Raw genomic sequence first — 19,565 nt, 5'->3', positions numbered from 1 at the left:
TTAGAGCTGATCAAACAGGTTAAGCTGGTTGACCTTGATATAAACCTGCTGGGTGGCCTGCAATGCCAGCTCCGCCTGGGTCAGCTGCATCGAGGCCTGGCCGTAATCCAGGGATTCCAGCTCCAGCTGCAGGGTCTGGCCGTAGAGTTCGATATCGTTATTGGTGTTTTCTACCTTGTCCAGGCTGTTGATACGGCTACCGACCTCGGTCAGCAATTTCAGGTTGCCGGTAATACTGGTATCCAGGCTGTCGAGCATGTTGCTGACATCATTGCCTACACTGCCGGTCTGGGTATTGAGGACATCGATAAAGTCATCGAGATCCTGGAAAAAATCGCCGCCGTTAAAAAAGACCTTTTCGACATCAAAATTGGAAGTGACCTGCACCCCGGAGGAAACGCTGATCTGGCGCCCCAGGTTATCGCCGTCATAGGAATAGGCCCCGGCAACCGGACCGGAAATCGGTGCGGTTTCGACTTCTGAGCCGGAAAACAGGTATTTGCCGTTACTGCCTTTGGCATTGGCGGTGTCCATTAACGCGTCTTTAAGGGATTGCATTTCTGCCGCCAGCGCCTGGCGCTCCGACAGGCCATAGGCGCCGTTACCGGCTTCCAGGGTGAGATCCCTGAGTTTAAGCAGGGTATCGGACATACTGGAGATATAGGTTTCGGCGCTGCCCAGCTGGCGGCGGGCGTTGCTGATATTGCTGTTGAACTGCTCGATATTGGCCTGTTCTTTTTTCAGCGCCATCAGCTGTACCGTGCCCAGGGCATCGTCAGAGGGTTTAAGGATTTTTTTGCCCGTGGCCATTTGCTGGCTGATGTTGGCAAAGTCTACCGCGCCCCGCTGGAAGCCGTTCATCATAAGTTGTTGTAACTGACCTGTGCTGACTCTCATGATGTTTCCTTAATACTGTGCTTTCGCTAAAAAATAAAAATTAAAAAATGCTTTCATTGCCATATGCCGGGCTAAAACATCGACAGCAGGGTATTGAATAATTGCTGCGAGGCGCTGACCACTTTGGCATTGGCCTGGTAGGATTGCTGGTACTGGATCAGCGACATCGCCTCTTCATCGAGGTTGACGGCGCTGACGCTGTCTCTTTGTGCCAGGGCGTCGTCGGCGATGCTCTTACTGGCCTGGGCTTCTGCCCCCGCCTGGCCGCTTTTGATCGCCAAAGTGCCTACCAGGGAGTTATAGGTATCGTAATGGTTGTCTTTGAGGGCGATGATCTGGGATAAGTTGCTGTTATCCCCCGGGCCTGCCCCGATTGCCCCCAGGGCAAGATCTTCCGGTTCAAAACCGGCAGAAATACTGAGGCTGCCGGCGGGATCTAACGGGTTGTAGTCAAACAGCGGTGCGCCTGCGCCGGCTATGGTATTGATGTCCTGCCCTAAGGCCAGCTGGTTATTGACATCGTCCGCCAGATCTTGCGCCAGCTGGTTTAAACTGGCTTCCGTGGTGTCGAGAATATTGCTTTCATAAGACAGAATACCGCCGAGTTCCCCGCCGATATCGCCGCTGAAGGAAAAGGGCTGTCCCGCGAGGTTGACCTGGTAGTTGTTGCCGACCCGGCTTAGGCTGGCGGCGCTCGACCCCAATACCAGCGGCTGACCGCCGGTCATGGACAGGGTGAAGGAGCCGTCATCCATACGCGCCACTTCGACATCCATCAACTTGGACAGGGAGTTGACGGTTTCATCTCTTTGGTCGAGTAGGGCGGAGACATTGGCCCCCTGGGCGGTGCCGTCGACAATTTCCTGGTTCAAGGTGGCGACCTCGACAAACAAACTGTTGGCCATTTCCAGCATGCCGTCCGCCTGTTCTTCAATTTGCACCCGCTGGATATCCAGGTTGGCGGCCAGGGAATTAAATTTTTGCGTTAACGCTTCAGCGGAAGAAATGATCAATTGCCGCGGCGCGATACTGCTGGGTTCGGCGGAAGCGGAATTAAAGGCATTGAACATATCGTCCATGCCGACCGCCAGGCTGAGATTTTCGTTGGCCAGCAGCTGCTCGGTCACGCCGAGATAATCGCTGTAGGCCTGGTTAAAGCCGTAACTGGAGTTGCTGCGCCATAAGTTATTGTTGAGATAATCGTCGGTGATCCGGTTGATGGCGGACACTTCCACCCCGGAGCCGCTGGACAGGGAATTATTGCTGTTGCTGATCAGCGCGCTGCTGACGGTTTGCTGCCGGGTATAACCGGCAACATTGCTGTTGGCGATGTTGTTACTGACAACATTTAAGGCGATTTGCGAGGCGGTTAACCCTGATAAACCATTACTCAACATACTCATAGCTTATGAGGCTCCGGATTTATTAATCTTGTTCATGGTAATAAGCGACTGACGAAACGCGTCATGGCTTACTTCCTGATTAGCGACCGTATTGGCAGCAGACTTTAATGCATCGTCGCTTTTATTTTGCTCCGGTGTCGCTGATGGGGTTATTTCCCCGGTATTTTCTGCCGGTGACAGCTGTTTCACCATAGCATCGGCGATGCCGATCGAACCTTTATTGATCATTGCCATGGTCAGCTGTCCGTCGTACATATCCCGGTACATGCGCTCCTGTTTGCTCGAGCCCAGTGATTCTTCATCGCTGAGGGCATCGCTGGCATCGCGCATGCTTTTTAACACCATCTGCAAAAACAGGGTTTCGAACTGATCTGCTGCCTGTTCCAGCCCTTCGGTTTTGTTGGTGTTTTCCTTGATACTGTTGATTGCCTTGGGATCTAAATAAAGCCCGGCGTCGGTTATTTTAGTCATTAAATAACTACCAATTTTGCTTTCAGGGATCCTGCTTGATGCAGGGATTGCTGATAATATGAGGACATTGAGTCGTCCGGTATCTTTGTCATTAAATTACCACTAGCTCGGCTTCCAGGGAGCCCGCTTCATGCAGGGACTGTAAAATGGACATCAGGTCATCCGGCGCAGCGCCTAAGCTGTTGATGGCTTTGACAATCACATCAAGCGAGGTGCCTTCGGGCCAGACAAACATGGGGTTTTCCCCCTTTTCGATATAAATCGAGGATTCCGGCGTGGTCACGGTATTGCCCTGGCCGAAGGCGTTAGGCTGGCTGACATTGCTGCTTTCGGTGATGGTCACGGTTAAATTGCCGTGGCTGACGGCGGCTTTTCTGACCTTGACATTGGCCCCCATCACCACAGTGCCGGTGCGGCTGTTAAACACCACCCTTTGTTTAGTGCGGCCGAGCTCGACTTCGATTTCTTCGAGCATGGACATAAAGGTGACCCTTTGTCTGGCATCGGTCGGCGCGGCGACCGCTATCCTGTGCTGGCCCTGGGCGCGGGCGACATCCGGGCCGAACAGGTCGTTGATGGCCACTTCGATATTGCGGGCGGTTTTAAAGTTCGGCCGCTTTAAATTGAGGATCACGTCTTTTTGTTCGATAAAGTCCGACTGGATTTCCTGCTCGATCACCGCGCCGTTGGGGATAGTGCCTGTGGTCGGGGTATTGACGGTAATGGAGGAGCCGGAATTGCCCTGGGCCTTGATGCCGCCGACTACCAGGTTGCCCTGGGCGGTCGCATAAATCTGGCCGTCTATGCCTTTTAGCGGCGTTAACAGCAAGGTGCCGCCGCGCAGGCTTTTGGCATCGCCGATGGAAGAAACGGTGACATTCACCAGCTGACCTTTACCCGCCTGGGGCATGATGTCGGCGGTTACTGTGACCGCGGCGACATTTTTCAGTTTGGGATCGGTTCTGTCGTCCAGGGTGACGCCGAATTGCTGCAGCATGTTGACCATGGACTGGCTGGTAAATTTTACCTGGTTCTTGTCGCCGGTGCCGTCCAGACCTACCACCAGGCCGTAACCCACCAGCTGGTTTTTTCTCAGTCCCTGGATATCCGTGATATCCAGTAACATACGTGCCGGTTTGGCATGGGCCACTTTTACTTGCGACAGCAGCAATAAGCCGGAGAACAGCAGGAGAAAAGCGCAGATTTTTTTCATGTTAATTTTCACTTATCAAACCTAAAAAGGGAACCAACCGCTGTTGAAGAAACGCGACAGCCAGCCCTGCTGGTTGGCTTCCGCCAGGGCGCCGCGTCCGGCATAGGTGATGCGGGCATCGGCTATGCGTTGTGAACTGATCCGGTTGGCGCGGTCAACATCTTCTACCCGGATAAGGCCGGTCAGGCGGATATATTCATCTCCCTGGTTGAGCTTGATCCATTTTTCGCCGTTGATGCGCAAAGCGCCTGTGTCCAATACCTCGGCTATGGTGACGGTAATGGCGCCGGTCAGGGTATTTTGTTGGCTGGCGCTGGAGCTGCCGTTAAAGCTGCGGTTGCTGCCAAAACCAAAGCTGCCGCTTTCATTGGTGTTGGGGAAAACGGCGCTGTAGGTGCCGCTGGTATCGCTGCTTTTGCCGATATCGGTATCGGCCCTTTTGCTGGACTGGGTTTCTTCATCTAACATCACGGTCAGGATATCGCCGACACCGTAGGCGCGCCTGTCCTGGAACATATTGAGCAAACGGGCGTTTTGCAATAAGCTGCCGTCTTTTGCCTTGGGCGCCGTAGTTGGCAGCGCCTTGGTGACCGTAGGTTGCCATTGCCTTTCCCCCGGCTGCGGCTGTGCCGGGTGATAGCTGGTGGCGCACCCGGACAGGAAAAGTACGCCGATGGTGAGAGTGAAACGTTTAGCCAGCATCAAAAACCCCTTTTATAACGCCTGGCTGATGAATTTCAGCATCTGATCCGAGGCGGAAACCACCTTGGCATTCATTTCATAGGCGCGCTGGGTGGAGATCATATCGACCATTTCTTCTACCACACTGACGTTTGAACCTTCCAGAGTTCCCTGTTTCAGCTGGCCGAGGGAGTCTTCTCCGGCCACCCCTTCAATCGGTTCGCCGGTAGAACCGGTGGCGACATACAGGTTGCTGCCGATAGCTTCCATGCCGGCGGGGTTGGCGAAATTCACTAGAGTGATCTGGCCGATTTCCTGCGGGTTGACTTCACCTGCCTGCAGGGCGCTGACGATACCGTCGCTGCCGACGGTAATGCTGACGGTATTTTCCGGGATCTGGATATTCGGCACCAGCGGCAGGCCGTCGCCGTTGACGATTTCGCCGTCTGAATTCAAATTAAACTGGCCGTTGCGGGTGTAGGCGATTTCACCGGTTAATTGCTCTACCTGAAAGAAACCTTTACCGACGATGGCCATATCCAGCTCTTGTCCGGTATTGGAAAAAGTGCCGGACGTAAAAACTTTTTGCGTGCCCAGGATACGGACACCGTTACCCACCTGGATGCCGGTGGGGACTTCATTTTGTTGATCTGCCTGGGCGCCCGGCTGGCGCTGGATGTCATAAAACAAATCGGAGAAAGCAACCCGGTCACGTTTAAAACCTGTGGTATTAACGTTGGCCAGGTTGTTGGAGATAGAGGTCATCTTGGCATCTTGTGCCGCCAAACCGGTTTTGCTGACCCATAATGCTGAGTTCATAATGATTCCTTAATTCTTAATGCTAAGCGCTACGAGCCGCTGATAAGTTTGTTGCCGCTTTGGGCCAAGGTGTCTGCTGTTTTCATCATCTTGATTTGCAATTCAAACTGGCGGTTGACCGCCATGGATGACACCAGCTCGGTGACGGCGTTGACGTTTGAGCTTTCCAAAAAGCCGGAGACCAGCTCTACTTCATCGCTGACTTGGGCCTGGGCGCCGTTTTTCAGGTAAAGCAGGCCGTCCTGGCCTTTGGTCATGGCGCTATTGTCCGGTTTGACCAAAGTGATCTGTCCCGCTTCGATTTGTGCGCCGCCCCCTAAAGGGATAACGCTGACGGTGCCGTCTCTGCCTATGGTGATCTGCTGGTATTCCGGCAATACCAACTGGCCGCCGTCGGAGAGTACCGGGTTGCCGTTGATAAACGCCAGGCCGTCGCCGTCGACCATGATATTACCCGCCCGGGTATAGGCTTCCTGGCCTGATGGCGCTTGTACCGCCAGATAACCTTCACCCTGGATGGCGACATCCAAAGTGCGGCCGGTTTCTTGTAACTGGCCGCTGGTAAAGTTGGTGCCCGCCTGCTCCGACTGGCTCATATACCGGGTTTCAAAACCATAACCGTCAACCTGATAGGCGGCGGTGCGCTCTAAGTCGGCGCGAAAGCCTGTGGTATTGACATTGGCCAGGTTATTGGCGCGTATCGTCATGGCGGTTTGTGCCTGTTTTGCTCCGGAAAGTGCGGTATATAAGAGTTCCATAGGTTTCGACCTGCTACTGCTTAATTACTTAATTAAAAAAATCGGCTTAGAATGAGCTGAATAGGACTTGCGTCATCTGCTCGGCGGCACTTATGGTCTTGGCATTGGCCTGATAGTTGCGCTGTGCCGTCATCAGGTTCACCAATTCGCCGGTTAAATCGACATTGGAACCTTCATAGGCGCCTGAGCTTAAGCTGCCCAAAGTACCGCTGTCGGGGACACCCAGCATAGGTGCGCCGGAGGCAAAGGTCTGGGTCCAGGTAGTGTTATCGCTATTGCTCAGGCCGTCGGGGTTGGCAAAGTCTGCCAGGATCACTTTACCCTGTAGCATATCCTGACCATTGGTATAAACGCCGTAAACCGAGCCGTCGTCATCCACGCGGATATTTTTCAGTTCACCGGCGCCGTAGCCGTCGGTTTCGTTGCGGCTTAAGCTAAAATCGGCGTTGTTCTGGGTCATATCCGTCAGAGAAAGATCAATGGCCAGGTTGTTGGCACCATTGGAGACGGTATGGCTAAGGTTTACCGCTGCTGCCGGAGTTAGCAGGTTGCCGCTGGCATCAAAAGTTAATGACTGGGTCGGGGTAGTACCGGCCGCCGTGCCGTCAACAAAATAATGGGCGTCCCAGGTGCTGGTACCGGTTTTAACAAAGTATTGGGTCAGGACGTGCTCTGTACCCAAGGAATCATAAACCGTGCTGGACTGGGAATAGTTATACATATCCGGTTGAATACTGGCAGGGTTCCAGGCGGTTGCCGGTATCGCCGAATCGGCTTTTAAGTTGGCGGCAAAATTGACTATGCTCGATTCGCTGGCCTGCAAAGTGCCGGTTGCCACCTGCAGATCTGTGACCACACCGTCGAGTAAAGCGCCTGTGCTGTCTACCGGGTAGCCCTGCAATTTGGCGCCGCTGTTGCTGACAATATAGTTGCTGGCGTCGCGGTTAAAAGTACCGGCACGGGTATAGGCGGTTTCACCGTTGTTGTTCAATACGAAGAAACCGCGGCCGCTGATGGCCATATCCATGGAGCGGCCGGTATTGATCACTGAACCGTCGCGGTCAAAGTTGCTGGACACATCCGCCACTTCAACACCACCGGGTAAGCCGCCGCTGTAGATGGCAGAAAATTCCGCCCGGCCAGATTTAAAGCCGGAAGTATCCACGTTGGCGATATTTTGTGAGATCACGTTCAGCTGTTCATTGGTGGAGCGAAGTCCTGATAAACCTATACTAAAAGACATGGCGGTTCCTTAACTGTTATTCTGGCTAAATTCTGAGACAGAGAACAGGGAAACACTCCCCATTCCGGTAAGTGCAAGCTGGATATCGCCGCCGCTGGACGGCAGGCTGACTTTTTCCACGTTGCGCTGTAGCCAGGGGGTCTGGCTGCTGATGTTTTCTCCGTTATGTACTTCAACTTCAAAGACATAAGAGTTTTCATCAAGTTCATCGAGTTCAAAGGCGATCTCGCCCTGACTGACGTACTGCCAGTCATGCTCCTGGATCACCTGGCCGTTTAAATCTTTGACTGTTAGTACGACCTTGTCGGCACTGCCGTCGAGTTTGATCACCCCCTGGGGTTTTTCCCCCTGCTGCGCCGCAAGCGATGAAGCCGGTACCAGAACGTCTTTGCCGATCAGCGAAGTACTTTGCAGCACCTGCTGGGTGTACATTAAATCAGCCTGTTCCGTCTGGCCGCTGCGCAGATATTCTATGCCTTCCACCATGGAAAATTCCGCCAGCTGGCTGACATATTCGGTACCGTCGAGGGGATTTAGCGGATCCTGGTTTTGTATCTGGGCAACCATCATTTCCAGGAATTCGTTTTTTAAACCGAAAGCCGAGTTGGTGCTGGTACCTGAAGTCAGGCCAGAGGCGCTGCTGCTGACACTGGAGATCTCTGACATGTTGTTATCCTTTTCCTAAGCGTAATAAACTTTGCTGCATGCTGTTGACCCGGCGCATCACTTCCACCGAGCCCTCGAAACTGCGTGAAGCCGACATCATATCTGCCATTTCATCCACGGCATTAACGTTGGAGTAATAGACATAACCGTTTTCATCGGCCAGGCTGTTTTGCGGCTCATAGCGGCGTTCGATGGCCTGCTGCGACTGGGTTACCCCCAGCATTTGTACGCTGGCGCCGGTGACCTGCATTTCTTCCTGGCTGGTTTGGTAAATCGAGGAGAATACCGGCTTTAACGCGCGGTAGGCTTCCTGTTCGCTGCCGGCGGCGGCATCGGCATTGGCCAGGTTGGAGGCTACGGTATTTAACCTCAGTGTCTGGCTGCGCATGGCACTGCCGGCAATTTCATAGATATTGTTAAATGACATAATTAGCGTCCGTCTATTACTTTTTGTAGACCCTGTATTCTCATGTTCAGGAAGGTAAGGCTGCTCTGAAAATCCATGGCATTGTTATTAAACTTGCTTTGTTCCACGCCCATTTCTGCGGTATTGCCGTCCAGCGCAGGCTGGTAAGGCACGCGATACTGGGCTTCCATGGACAATTGCGGTATAAAGCCAGCGCCTGAGTTGTTGAACTGTGACTCGACATCCGCCATCGCGGCTTTAAAGTCATAATCCCGGGCCAGATAACCCGGGGTATCAACATTGGCTAAGTTGCTGGCGAGAATTTCGCTGCGCTGCACTCTTGCTTGTAAGGCATAGGGATGAATGCCCAAGGCTTTATCAAAATTTATCGCCATTACCTGAAAAGTCCTGTGGTTCTGTTATCATAACTCTGCACTTAGGTATCAAAAGCTGTGCCACTAATTAAAGGTTTTGTATTTCAATGGTTTACTTTGTTTTTAGCAAAAAAGGGAAAGCGGAAGCGGAAGGTGTTTTTCCGCAGGGGAAGCGGTGCTTTTGTATGCGGAAACAATATTTTTCCCCAGGTTTGTTACTGATAATACTTTTATTTATCTCGGGTTTTGTCCGGGCGGGAGAATTTGAGCAGCAAGTAAAAAATGATCTGCAAATTTATGCAGAGCAGATGGCATGGCCGGCATATCGGGATGAGATTAATACCTGGCTGCCGGGGAAAGCCAAACAGTTGCCGGCCTGTGAGCAGCCGGTTCAATTTGATTTGGCCAATCAGAGCAGGCCGCCGCTCGGGCGGGTGCATTATCTGATCTCCTGTGCCAGTCCTAAATGGCAGATCAGGGCGCAGGCAAAAATTAAAGTATGGTTGGATGTCTGGCATGCGAGAAAGGATATCGCCGTTGATCAGGTGATCACCGGCGGTGATGTCTATCTGAAAAATATCGAAATCAGCCGCTTAAACCGGGCGTTTTTTACCGCCGGGCAAAAAGTAGAAAACAAACGCAGTATCAGGCGGATACGTGCAGGTAAGATCATTAACGGCGGGCAGTTAAAAAATATCTACCTGGTGAAGAAAGGTGAAGAAGTGCTGATCCGGGCGCAACAGGGAAACTTTATCGCCACCATGAAAGGCGCGGCGCTGGAAAATGGTATGTTAGGGGAGAGAATCAAGGTAGAAAATACTTCCTCGAAAAAGAAAATACAGGCGCGGGTGACTGAAAGCGGCATAGTGGAAACGATTTTTTAATGGACTCTAGCTAGCCGTTCAGTTTTTTCTGTGACTAATCCGCCCGGAGCTGCGTTAATAATCGTTTTTCAAAACCGCTTATACGCTTATTAAACCGCTTATCATAAATTTTGACTGTTAGCTTTTTCTGCTTGATAACCTTTTGTTAATTTAAATAACTAAGGATTAATCATGACTTATCAAGCTAGTGGTAACCGTTTGGAGGCCAGACTACCTTCGCAGGTATTTTTCCGCGCCAACCGGCATCAAATTATTAATATTAATTTTATCAGCAGCATTGCCACTAACGTCGATGCCAGCATTGAACTAACCCTTAACAATCAGACTAAGGTTGAAGTGTCCCGCAGGCAAAGTTCGGCCTTTAAAAAATTATGGAGTTTGTAGATTTGCGCTTTAAACGGTTTTTTGAAGTGTAGCTATCACGCGGAGAGTTTTGTGCTCTTTTACCAGGGACAGAGTTTTGTGTGGCACCTTAAAAAGGGCGCCGATTTGACGCCCATTATATGGTAACGCTTAATCAGCCGGGTTATACCCAACCAGTAGTGTCGTAACCTAAGCCGTCTGAACCGGCAATAAACTCAACCACGTTGTTGCCACCGAGGAAGAAGTCTTCGATGATTGCACCCGTGTCTATGCTGCCGTCGGCGGCATCGGCTTTCGAGGTCACATAGAGGTCGTCGCCAATGCGGTAGATGGCCAGTTCAGCCGCGGTAATATCTTGCATTACCAGGGTGTCGTTGCCGCCGCCGTAGCCGGTTTGGCCTGTCGGGGATTTGTCGTCGTTGATAGTGTCGAAGCCACTGTAACCTGCAGACGAATAGTAAACATCATCTCCGGTTGCGCCCCATAAACGGTCATTGCCGTTTTGGCCGACAAGACGGTCAGCGCCGTCGCCACCTAACAGCAGGTCATCGCCGTCACCGCCAAAAAGGGTGTCGTCGCCTGACTGGCCGAGCAGGGTGTCGTTATTGCCCATACCCCAAAGGGTATCGTTACCTGAGCCGCCGTCAATAAAATCTACATAACCATTACCCTGAATCTGATCATTGCCACCAAGTCCGCTGATGGAATTTGCAGTTTCACTCCCGGTAGGGACTAAAGTTGAGATGTAGGTATCGTCTCCGTTAGTCAATTGTGCAGATGCCATTTAATACTCCTTAATTAAATTGTTTTTATTTGGCCCTATACAGATGTGGAGTTCATGGTAAGCCTGGCTATCATGACAACTTCCCAATAATCTGTATAGCCGACAGCAAGTTAGCACTGTATTTTTTTATTGGCAAGAGAAATGCTGTGTATTTTTTATGAGCAAAATATTTATTGATCATGATCAACTTGTGTTCTTTAGCATCCTCCCCGGAAAAATTAGTATGAGATAATTCTTTTATTTGTAATTCAAAATATTACTGCTAGCATGGGCTGCTGATTTTTCTCGGGTGTTAGCAGCAAGCAAGAGTTCAAGTCATTACCGCAATAGAAAAAAGGAGTATCTATGCGTAAACCGTCTGATTTAATCCTGGCATTTAGGCAGTGCCGCAAAAGTTTCCTCGCTATTGGTTTGTTCAGCTGCGGCATTAATATTTTGATGCTGGTGCCGGCTTTTTACATGCTGCAGGTGTATGACCGCGTGGTGACCAGCGGCAGCGGCTCGACCTTGCTGATGCTGACCCTGGTGATGTTGTTTTTGCTGGCCGGCATGGGGCTACTGGACTGGCTGCGCAGCGTGATTTTGGTCAAAGTCAGTGTGAAAATAGGCTTATTGCTGAACCAGAGGATTTTTGACGGCGCCTTCAAGCAAACGTTACTCGACGGTAAGGTACAGAATCATTTGCAGCCGATGCAGGATCTGACCGGCTTACGCCAGTTCCTGTCCGGCAACGGGGTAACCTCCTTTTTTGATGCTCCCTGGGTACCGATTTATCTGGCGGTGATGTTTTTTATCCATCCGGTTTTTGGCTGGATAGGTTTATTTGCTGCTGTGATCATGGTGATCTTTGCCCTGCTTAACGAGCATTTCAATAAGGGCGTACAGCTTGAGGCGAGTCATCATAACGCCCAGGCGGTGAACTATACCATGGCCAGTTTGCGTAATGCCGAAGTGGTCCAGGCCATGGGCATGCTGGCAAATATCCGCCGCCGCTGGCAGTTATATGCCAGCAAAGCCTTATATTATCAGGATATCAACGGCAGCCGTTCGGCGTTTTTTGTCTCCCTTTCCAAAACCGTGCGCTTTATCCTGCAGTCAGCGATTTTAGGCGCCGGCGCCTTGCTGGTGATCCAACAGGAGATGACTCCCGGTTTGATGATAGGCGGTTCGCTGCTGCTGGGCAGGGCGCTGGCGCCTATCGATCAGCTGATCAATACCTGGAAACAATTTATCAATGCCCGCAACCAATATCAGCGCCTGAACCAATTGCTGCATGAGCTGCCGGTGGAAGCGGAAAAGACTCCTTTGCCTGTGCCTGAAGGCCGGATAACGGTTGAGCGCCTGGTGGTGGCAGCCCCCGGGAGTAAAGCGCCGATTTTAAAGGGATTGAATTTTAGTCTTAAGCCGGGGGAGATCCTGGGGCTTATCGGTCCGAGCGCAGCCGGAAAATCGACCCTGGCGCGGGTATTACTCGGCATATGGCCGGCCTCTAACGGTAAGGTCAGGCTGGACGGCGCCGATATTTTTTTAAGGCCGGCGGATGAGCTCGGCCGCCATATCGGCTATCTGCCCCAGGATGTTGAGTTATTTGAAGGCACCATTGCCGAGAATATTGCCCGTTTTAACCATGTGGATGCCGAGGCCGTTCATCTGGCTGCCCGGCAGGCGGGGGTGCATGATATGATTTTGCGCCTGCCCCAGGGGTATGATACGCAAATCGGCAGCGGCGGCAGCTTCTTATCCGGGGGGCAAAGGCAGCGCATCGGTCTGGCCCGTGCCCTTTACGGCCAGCCGACACTGGTGGTGCTGGACGAGCCGAATGCCAGCCTGGATGAACAGGGGGAAGCCGCCCTGGAAAAAGCCATCCAGATCTTAAAAGCCAATAAAACCACAGTGATCATTATTTCCCACCGCAAGCATGTGTTTACCTGTGTCGATACGTTATTTGTGATGAATGCCGGGGTGATTTCACTCGGGGGACCCAGGGAGCAGGTGCTGGCAAAATTAAACTCTGTGCCTATGCCAACGAAAACGCCGGCGCCGTCAGGCCCTGCGCCCGCGGCTCCTGTTTCGGCCAAGATCAATAAGGCGATATAAAGTCCGATGAAAGTCATTTCTTACCTGAAAAATTTAATTAATGCTGCTCCCGAGTCACCCGCCGGAGAGAGCGGACATGAACTGGATATTGATGCGACCCGGTATCATAAACTGGGATATACCTTTATTGCGGTGATCTTTGCCGGTTTTGGCGGCTGGTCTGCTTTTGCCCCCCTCGACAGTGCGGTGATTGCGCCGGCAACGGTAACGGTAGAGTCTTTTAAGAAGCAGGTACAGCATCTTGAAGGCGGTATAGTAGAAAAGATTTATGCCCGCGAAGGGGAGTTTGTGCAGGCGTCTCAGTTGCTGCTGGAATTGGATGATACCCAGATCAAAGTGCAGATGCAGCTGCTGGAAGGGGAGTTGCTGACTCTGGGGGCCCAGCAGGCTCGTTTGCTTGCCGAGCGGGACAATCTGGCGGAAATTGTCTTTGATAAGTCGCATGATGCTGACCCTAGGATCGGAAAAATACGTAAGGGACAGCAGCATATTTTTGCTACCCGCTTAAGTGTAAAAAACGGTGAAGAAGAGATCCTGCGCCATAAAATTAAACAGTTAACTGCTTCGGTTGAAGGGCTTCACGGTCTGATTGCCAGCAAGAACAAAAGGATCCGTTCTTATGAGGCAGAGCTGACAGATCTACGAAAGTTAATGCAGCAGGGCTATGCCAATAAGGCACAAATTCGCCAGCTGGAACGGGAGCAGGCGGAGCTGGAAGGGGAAGTTGCCGAGCACAGTTCGCAGATTGCCGGTATTGAAATCCAGGTGGGGGAAACCCGGCTGGAGATTTTACAGCTGACGAAAAATTTTCAGACGGAAACCGCCGATCAGCTGGATCAGGTGCACCAGCTGCTGCTGGATAAGCAGGAGCGTTTGCGCTCGCAGCAAGACATACTGGCACGGACCCGTATTTATGCCCCGGTGGCGGGCAAGGTGTTAGGTTTGTCGGTGCATACCCTGGGGGGGGTGATCAAACCGGGGGCGACGATTTTGGAAGTGGTGCCGCAGGCCGATAACCTGGTGCTGGACGCCCAGGTATCGCCGGCGGATATCAGCCGCCTTGAACTGGCACAGGCGGTGGAATTAAGGTTCAACACTTTTAAGAAGGCGGCCACAGTGATCGCCTACGGTGAAGTGGTCAATATTTCCGCCGACAGCCTGGTGAATGAAGAAGCGGAGCGGGCCTATTATCTTGCCAGGGTGGCCCTAACCAGGGAAAGCGCCGACGAGCTTGCAAGAGAGGGCAAGATCCTATTGCCCGGTATGCCGGCGGAAGTGCTGATCAAGACCGGACAGCAAACCTTTCTCGATTATATCCTGCAACCGGTAACCGATATGCTGGCCCGCTCTTTTATCGAAGAATAAAAGACGCGGTATAGTCTGTTTTTGCCGGTTAAAGCGGCAAGACAGGTAAAAACTTGCCGGGAGAGGGCTTCCGGTTTATGGCTATGCCAGCGTTTATAGGGCTTTTTTCCGGTATAAGGCGTCAAATTTACTGCTGAAACGCCATGGTATGTCTCTTGCTTAGTTTTAGTGAGAATAAGTCAATAAATAGAGCTAGTTAAGCTTAATCAAGACTTGTTAACAGCGAAACAGCAAGGAAGAAGACAATGACATCAATCAATTCAATGAATTCAGGCCCGGGCGCCATTCACTATCGTCAAACAAATGTCGTCGGCGTTAAATCTGTAGAAAACAAAAACAATGAATTTCAGTCGGTTGCCCCGGTGCCAGCCATCGAACAGCAAAAGCAGTCCGGCGTATCTTTGTCGCAAGCAGGAGCCGTAAACCTGGCTTATCAAATGGGGCCGCTGCAGGAGTTGCCTGAGTCCGTTAAAGCCGGGATGTTGACCAGGGAAGATACCAAGGAAACACTGGAAAGCATTGAGCAGGACAGGCTTGCCTATGAAGCCAGCGGCCAGCTGCAGGAAACCAAAGCCCTGGTTTGGGTGAACGGCGAAATGGTCGCCATGTACGATCAGCAGGGACAGAGCACCTCCAGGAATTTTATTGCCGGCGATATCAAACAGGCCAATGGTGATCTCAATGCCCTGATGGATCTGCTGAAAGAAAAATACGGCAGCGATGTGTCGATAGAAACCTTTGCCCCGGGCACGGGCCCTACCAATGCCGAAGCCTTTGAATTGTTTAACGGCGCCAGTTACAGCGACTTTATCAATTCGGAAATCGGCGGCAGAAAGGCGGCGCTGGCCAACGAACAAATGCTCAGTATGCAAAGGGATGATGCGGAGCAAAAACGCCGTATTTTATACGAGCAGGTGCCGCAAACCGCTGTCTTTAAAGTGGGCGGCAGTATAGTCGGCAGCCTTAATGAAAAGGGCTTTGTCGATATTAATGCCAATATTCTCGAACAGGCGGATGCCAGGGGCATAGACAGAGAAGCTTTGCAGGCTTTTTACAGTTACGATGAGATGAGTAATACCGACAGCGACAAGATGCAAGCCATGCTGGAAGATATTTTTGGCGGCGATATTGAAGTGCAGCAATTTAGCGGCAGCGATATGCCGTCATTGGGCGCTGTCCGCAATGACGCCAAGGCCGGGGTGTTACCCTTATAAAGGGGGCAGGCTTGCCGGTAGAAAATTAAACATTTTTGGTTTTTTGAAAAAATCTATTTAAGTTTTGTTAAACTGGGGTCGCTTTATCCAATTAACAGCATTACATAGAAAGCCCCTGAATGATGAAAATAGTCAATAACCCGCTGGTAAGTGCGGGTTTAAACAGCCAAACAAGCAAGCCAGTCGGTAAAGAGAGTAAAGAAAGCGCCCCAGTGCCCGAGAGGACGACTAAGGTGGATAACTTCCTGGATATCAACAATCAACTGGCTTCGTCATCCGATGTCGATATGGAAAAAGTGAACCAGGTACGCGAGCTGATCGCCGAGGGTAATCTGACCTTAGACGTGGATGTGCTCAGCGACGCCATTTTGGAAATGCACAGACGATGAATAATGTTCAACAGGGACTTAGAGCACTGGTCAATGGTATCAAGCAGGATATCATTTACTACACCCGCTTTCAGGCCCTGTTAAAAGAACAACAGGTTGCCATGCAGCGCCACGACAGTGAAAAACTGGTCAAGGTGAACCAGCGCCATGAAAAGCTGTATCAGCTGATTTTAGCCCAGGCAAAAAAACGTAAGGCCATCTTGCTGAAATTCGGCGTGACGGCGGATAACGCGGGCATAGAAACTGTGTTTAACAGCTTAAACCATGTCTCCAAAGGCCGGGTTTACGAGTTGTGGCAACAGCTGGAGCAACTGACCCGGGATTGCCAGCAGCAAAATGAGATCAACGGCCGTTTACTGGCTGCCCAACACGAATTACTCAATAAACTCATTCATCCGCAAGACAGCGGCGAATATGCGCCTGCTGCACTTTAAACCAGCAGAAATATCGTTACGTTAATATTTCTGCTGCTTCCTGAAAATTCCCTTATTTTGGCATTTAAGCCGGGATCTGTAATTGTTTTTCCAGATGCTGTTTGATAAAGAGATTTGCCTGCCAGATATCCGTCAGTGTTTGTTCACTGTGGGGTTTGACATGGGCATAAGGAAACGGGCCGAATTCCGGGGTGATGGTCAGCTCTTTTTCTTCGCGCTCAGCGGCATTGTTGACGACCGACTGCCATAGGCGGGTATGGTTATCCAGATGTCCCTGCCAGCAGGCATCTTGCGGATCGGTAACTTGCGGTCCTTCCTCATAACCGACCCTGGCATGAACATGAAAGGCGCTTTTTAACAGGGCAGCTACCCGGGCTTGCTGATCGCTTAAGTCAGACTCGTGTACCACCATCCAGTGGCTGATATCCAGGTTCAGTTTCAGCTGGGGCAATTCGTTTAAAATCGCTTCCGTGGTCAGGGTATTGAAGGTGGGCCTGAACCTGTGGGTTTCATGGGTGATGTTAATACCGTGTTCCTGCTCAAGCTCTAATGCCCGGCTGAATATTTTCAGGTTATCGCTCAGTGAAAAAATATCCCGGCCGGTGTGGCAGTTGATAAATTTGGGATTAAAGGCCATGGCTTGCTCTACCTGGCGCTCAAGGCTTTCCTGGTGCTGCTGTGGGGTATCCCCGTCAGTGCCTATGCCGGTGATGATGGCTAAGTCATGCTCCTGGTGGGCTTTAAGGGTAGCGGCGCAGCCGATGGGATAAAAAGGCAAAAATAATTCCGTTCCCTGATAACCTTCCTGCTTCACCTTGGCTAATAAGCCGTTTAACTCTTGCTCGTTGTTGCACTGGGCTTCCCAGAATGATTTATGAAACGATAACTGCACGCTTATGATCCTGCCTGATAAAAAAGCCGCTAAGCTTACCCCAAGTTGACGGATAGTGATATTCCAAATAGTAATATCTTTTTTGAAAGATATTCAATTTACCCACATTACGCTCAGGGGTATAGTTTGCTTATTAACCGCCATAATCAATGATGGCTCCCTTCTTTTTCACAGCAGAGTAAGTATGTTAAGCAGCGAACAAATTCAGCAGTACCGGCAGCAAGGTTTTGTGGTATTGGATCAGGTTATCCCGCAGGTCATGTTGGAGCAGGTAAAAGCCCGTGCCGCCTTGCTGGTAGAGCAATGGGTGGAAGACAGTCCGTCACACACCTTTACCACCAAAGACAATAACCGCAGCGGCGATGATTACTTTCTGGAGTCGGCAGAAAAAATACGCTGCTTTTTTGAAGAAGAAGCTTTCGGCGAAGACGGTAAGCTAGTGCAGGATCGCAGCTTGTGTATCAATAAAATCGGTCACGCCCTGCATGAATTAGATCCGGTTTTTTCTGAGTTCAGCCACCAGGCCATGCTGGGGCAGATCGCTCAAGACATCGGCATGCAGCAGCCGGAAATTCGCCAGTCCATGTATATTTTCAAGCAGCCGAGGATCGGCGGTGAAGTCAACTGGCACCAGGATGCGACCTTTTTCTATACCACGCCGCAAAGCGTGGTGACTTACTGGTTTGCCATTGAAGATGCGACGTTGGAAAACGGCTGTTTATGGGTTGAGCCGGAAGGACACTTAGGACCGCTACGTGAGCGTTTTAACCTCGATGGCCGAACCACGACTATGTTACCTTTGGATGAAACCCCGTGGCCGAAAGAAAATGGCCAGTCGGTGGAAGTGAAAGCCGGTAGTATCGTGGTGTTTCAGGGCACTTTACCTCACTACAGCGCACCGAATCGTTCCAGTAAGTCTCGCCAGGCGTACACTTTACACGTGACCGATGGCGCATGTGAATATGCTAAAGAGAATTGGCTGCAAAGCCGGGAGTTGCCGCTCAGGGGTTTTGACCTTAAGTAAACACAGAATTTATTTTCTTTTTTGAGCGCTTTGGTTTTAAAGGATAACTCGTGTACGCCTCCCAACCAAGCCTCGCCGGTGAATCCCGCCAGGCGCTCATTTTTCTTCTTTACTCCCTGAAAGCTGTGCTTAATCGGCCTGTGAAACAGCTAATTCATCTTTAGTGTTAATACTTTGTGCAGCCTGGATAATCTGATTTTTTAACCATAAATGCGCGGGGTCGAGATCGCTGCGCTGATGCCAGATCAGGGAATACACCACAGGCAAAGACGGACAGGGCATAGGTAGCTGTCGCAGTGGTTTGTGGCTGAGGGCGAATTTGGCCCAGGTCGAAGAGGTGGTAAACACCAGATCGGAGCGGCTGCATAAACTGCCGGCGGTGTTAAAATCGGGTACGTTGATGGCAATGTCACGCTGCAAGCCTTGTTTGGCCAGGTTTTTATCAAATACCGGCTGACCGAGTTCATTATCGCGCACATGGATATGGCGGCAGCCCAGGTAGGCGTCCTGATCCCAGGGCTGGGATAAAGCGGGATGATTTTCCTGTACCAGGCACACCAGTTCATCCCGATATAATTCCCTGATATTTAACAGGTTACCTAGATTTGGTGTCTGGCCGATATCGTGGGGCAGGATGACAAAATCCAGCTGGCCCTGGTTGAGTTGTTCCAGGCTGATATTGTCTTTAAACCAGGTATTTAATTTCATACCTGGCGCTTTGCTCAGCACTTTGCTGATAAAGGCGCCGGCGATAAATTCAAAGGCGCTTTCCTGCATCGACAAGCGGATACAGCCCTGGTAGGAGCTGAGATCAAATTCTTCCGGGGAAAACAGCTGGCTCATGGCCGACAGCGCCGAGGTTAATTTCGGCTCCAGCGCCAGGGCATAGGCGGTGGGAATGAGTCCCCGGGCTGAGCGGTGAAATAAGGGGTCATTAAATAAATGGCGCAACTGGGCGAGGTTCTTGCTGACAGACGACTGGCTGAGGTTAAGCTGGTTGGCTGCTGCCGAGGCATTACGCTCCTTTAGCAAGACCTGCAGGGTCACCAGTAAATTGATATTAACACGGGACAGTTGTGAGGATTCCAAAGCTAGCCTTTCACCTGGGTTGCCAAAAGATAAGTCAATTTTTTCTTTGCTTACTTGTGGTCGATAAAAAGCCGAAAAGCAAAGGATTAGGCCGAGTTT

General features: G+C 51.2%; 22 protein-coding genes. 8 read left to right on the top strand and 14 right to left on the bottom strand.

The window, feature by feature from the left end; all coding sequences use genetic code 11:
* From flgL to flgB, 11 genes are all read right to left on the bottom strand, one after another.
* Window positions 1-897, bottom strand: coding sequence for a flagellar hook-associated protein FlgL (gene flgL / locus QL234_RS24555; RefSeq protein WP_281560396.1), 897 nt, complete (start codon window positions 895-897; stop codon window positions 1-3).
* Between the two features lie 71 nt (window positions 898-968).
* Entirely contained in the window at window positions 969-2,300 is a 1,332-nt protein-coding gene (gene flgK / locus QL234_RS24550; RefSeq protein ID WP_281560395.1) for a flagellar hook-associated protein FlgK, read from the bottom strand.
* Between the two features lie 3 nt (window positions 2,301-2,303).
* Window positions 2,304-2,771, bottom strand: a complete 468-nt coding sequence (locus QL234_RS24545) for a rod-binding protein (protein WP_281560394.1) — start codon at window positions 2,769-2,771, stop codon at window positions 2,304-2,306.
* 91 nt (window positions 2,772-2,862) lie between these two features.
* On the bottom strand, window positions 2,863-3,984 hold the full coding sequence (locus tag QL234_RS24540) for a flagellar basal body P-ring protein FlgI (RefSeq protein ID WP_281560393.1): 1,122 nt from the start codon (window positions 3,982-3,984) through the stop codon (window positions 2,863-2,865).
* Between the two features lie 21 nt (window positions 3,985-4,005).
* Complete coding sequence (flgH, locus tag QL234_RS24535) at window positions 4,006-4,686, bottom strand: flagellar basal body L-ring protein FlgH (protein WP_281560392.1); 681 nt, start codon at window positions 4,684-4,686, stop codon at window positions 4,006-4,008.
* 12 nt (window positions 4,687-4,698) lie between these two features.
* Window positions 4,699-5,484, bottom strand: coding sequence for a flagellar basal-body rod protein FlgG (flgG, locus tag QL234_RS24530; RefSeq protein WP_044833722.1), 786 nt, complete (start codon window positions 5,482-5,484; stop codon window positions 4,699-4,701).
* A 29-nt stretch (window positions 5,485-5,513) separates the two neighbouring features.
* A complete protein-coding gene (locus QL234_RS24525; protein WP_281560391.1) occupies window positions 5,514-6,242 on the bottom strand; it encodes a flagellar basal body rod protein FlgF in 729 nt (242 codons plus the stop codon).
* 46 nt (window positions 6,243-6,288) lie between these two features.
* Complete coding sequence (gene flgE, locus QL234_RS24520) at window positions 6,289-7,485, bottom strand: flagellar hook protein FlgE (protein WP_281560390.1); 1,197 nt, start codon at window positions 7,483-7,485, stop codon at window positions 6,289-6,291.
* 9 nt (window positions 7,486-7,494) lie between these two features.
* The gene (locus tag QL234_RS24515) at window positions 7,495-8,151 is read right to left on the bottom strand and encodes a flagellar hook capping FlgD N-terminal domain-containing protein (RefSeq protein ID WP_281560389.1); all 657 of its coding nucleotides are present in this window, start codon (window positions 8,149-8,151) and stop codon (window positions 7,495-7,497) included.
* A gap of 4 nt (window positions 8,152-8,155) precedes the next feature.
* Entirely contained in the window at window positions 8,156-8,578 is a 423-nt protein-coding gene (gene flgC / locus QL234_RS24510) for a flagellar basal body rod protein FlgC (RefSeq protein ID WP_281560388.1), read from the bottom strand.
* 2 nt (window positions 8,579-8,580) lie between these two features.
* A complete protein-coding gene (flgB, locus tag QL234_RS24505; protein WP_281560387.1) occupies window positions 8,581-8,952 on the bottom strand; it encodes a flagellar basal body rod protein FlgB in 372 nt (123 codons plus the stop codon).
* A 164-nt stretch (window positions 8,953-9,116) separates the two neighbouring features.
* Between flgB and flgA the strand changes: the two genes are divergently transcribed.
* Together flgA and QL234_RS24495 are read left to right on the top strand one after the other, a co-directional pair.
* On the top strand, window positions 9,117-9,815 hold the full coding sequence (flgA, locus tag QL234_RS24500) for a flagellar basal body P-ring formation chaperone FlgA (RefSeq protein ID WP_281560386.1): 699 nt from the start codon (window positions 9,117-9,119) through the stop codon (window positions 9,813-9,815).
* 171 nt (window positions 9,816-9,986) lie between these two features.
* The gene (locus QL234_RS24495) at window positions 9,987-10,199 is read left to right on the top strand and encodes a LytTR family transcriptional regulator DNA-binding domain-containing protein (protein ID WP_281560385.1); all 213 of its coding nucleotides are present in this window, start codon (window positions 9,987-9,989) and stop codon (window positions 10,197-10,199) included.
* A gap of 142 nt (window positions 10,200-10,341) precedes the next feature.
* Here the strand turns inward: QL234_RS24495 and QL234_RS24490 are convergent, their stop codons facing one another.
* Window positions 10,342-10,962, bottom strand: a complete 621-nt coding sequence (locus tag QL234_RS24490) for a hypothetical protein (RefSeq protein ID WP_281560384.1) — start codon at window positions 10,960-10,962, stop codon at window positions 10,342-10,344.
* A gap of 345 nt (window positions 10,963-11,307) precedes the next feature.
* Between QL234_RS24490 and QL234_RS24485 the strand changes: the two genes are divergently transcribed.
* The 5 genes from QL234_RS24485 to QL234_RS24465 all read left to right on the top strand — a co-directional run bounded on the left by QL234_RS24485 (window position 11,308) and on the right by QL234_RS24465 (window position 16,461).
* Entirely contained in the window at window positions 11,308-13,059 is a 1,752-nt protein-coding gene (locus QL234_RS24485) for a type I secretion system permease/ATPase (protein ID WP_281560383.1), read from the top strand.
* 6 nt (window positions 13,060-13,065) lie between these two features.
* The gene (locus QL234_RS24480; protein ID WP_281560382.1) at window positions 13,066-14,424 is read left to right on the top strand and encodes an HlyD family type I secretion periplasmic adaptor subunit; all 1,359 of its coding nucleotides are present in this window, start codon (window positions 13,066-13,068) and stop codon (window positions 14,422-14,424) included.
* Between the two features lie 245 nt (window positions 14,425-14,669).
* Window positions 14,670-15,638 (top strand): hypothetical protein, encoded by a 969-nt coding sequence (locus QL234_RS24475; protein WP_281560381.1) that lies wholly within the window; start codon window positions 14,670-14,672, stop codon window positions 15,636-15,638.
* Between the two features lie 119 nt (window positions 15,639-15,757).
* Window positions 15,758-16,027 carry a flagellar biosynthesis anti-sigma factor FlgM gene (gene flgM, locus QL234_RS24470; RefSeq protein WP_281560380.1) on the top strand — a complete coding sequence of 90 codons (270 nt, stop codon included), beginning with the start codon at window positions 15,758-15,760 and terminating at the stop codon, window positions 16,025-16,027.
* Complete coding sequence (locus QL234_RS24465) at window positions 16,024-16,461, top strand: flagellar protein FlgN (RefSeq protein WP_281560379.1); 438 nt, start codon at window positions 16,024-16,026, stop codon at window positions 16,459-16,461. Before flgM ends, QL234_RS24465 begins: the two co-directional genes overlap by 4 nt.
* A 64-nt stretch (window positions 16,462-16,525) precedes the next feature.
* Here the strand turns inward: QL234_RS24465 and QL234_RS24460 are convergent, their stop codons facing one another.
* A complete protein-coding gene (locus tag QL234_RS24460) occupies window positions 16,526-17,353 on the bottom strand; it encodes a TIM barrel protein (protein ID WP_281560378.1) in 828 nt (275 codons plus the stop codon).
* A gap of 184 nt (window positions 17,354-17,537) precedes the next feature.
* On the opposite strand from QL234_RS24460, the gene QL234_RS24455 reads away from it, so the two are divergent.
* Window positions 17,538-18,377 carry a phytanoyl-CoA dioxygenase family protein gene (locus QL234_RS24455; protein WP_281560377.1) on the top strand — a complete coding sequence of 280 codons (840 nt, stop codon included), beginning with the start codon at window positions 17,538-17,540 and terminating at the stop codon, window positions 18,375-18,377.
* 129 nt (window positions 18,378-18,506) lie between these two features.
* On the opposite strand, the gene QL234_RS24450 is transcribed toward QL234_RS24455, so the two are convergent.
* Window positions 18,507-19,466, bottom strand: coding sequence for a LysR family transcriptional regulator (locus QL234_RS24450; RefSeq protein WP_281560376.1), 960 nt, complete (start codon window positions 19,464-19,466; stop codon window positions 18,507-18,509).
* Between the last annotated feature and the right edge of the window lie 99 nt (window positions 19,467-19,565).

The sequence above is a fragment of the Thalassomonas sp. RHCl1 genome (assembly GCF_947387555.1).
Lineage (GTDB): Bacteria > Pseudomonadota > Gammaproteobacteria > Enterobacterales > Alteromonadaceae > Thalassomonas.
The sequence above is the reverse complement of the archived record's forward strand: the minus strand, read 5'-3'. Positions and strand labels throughout refer to the sequence as shown.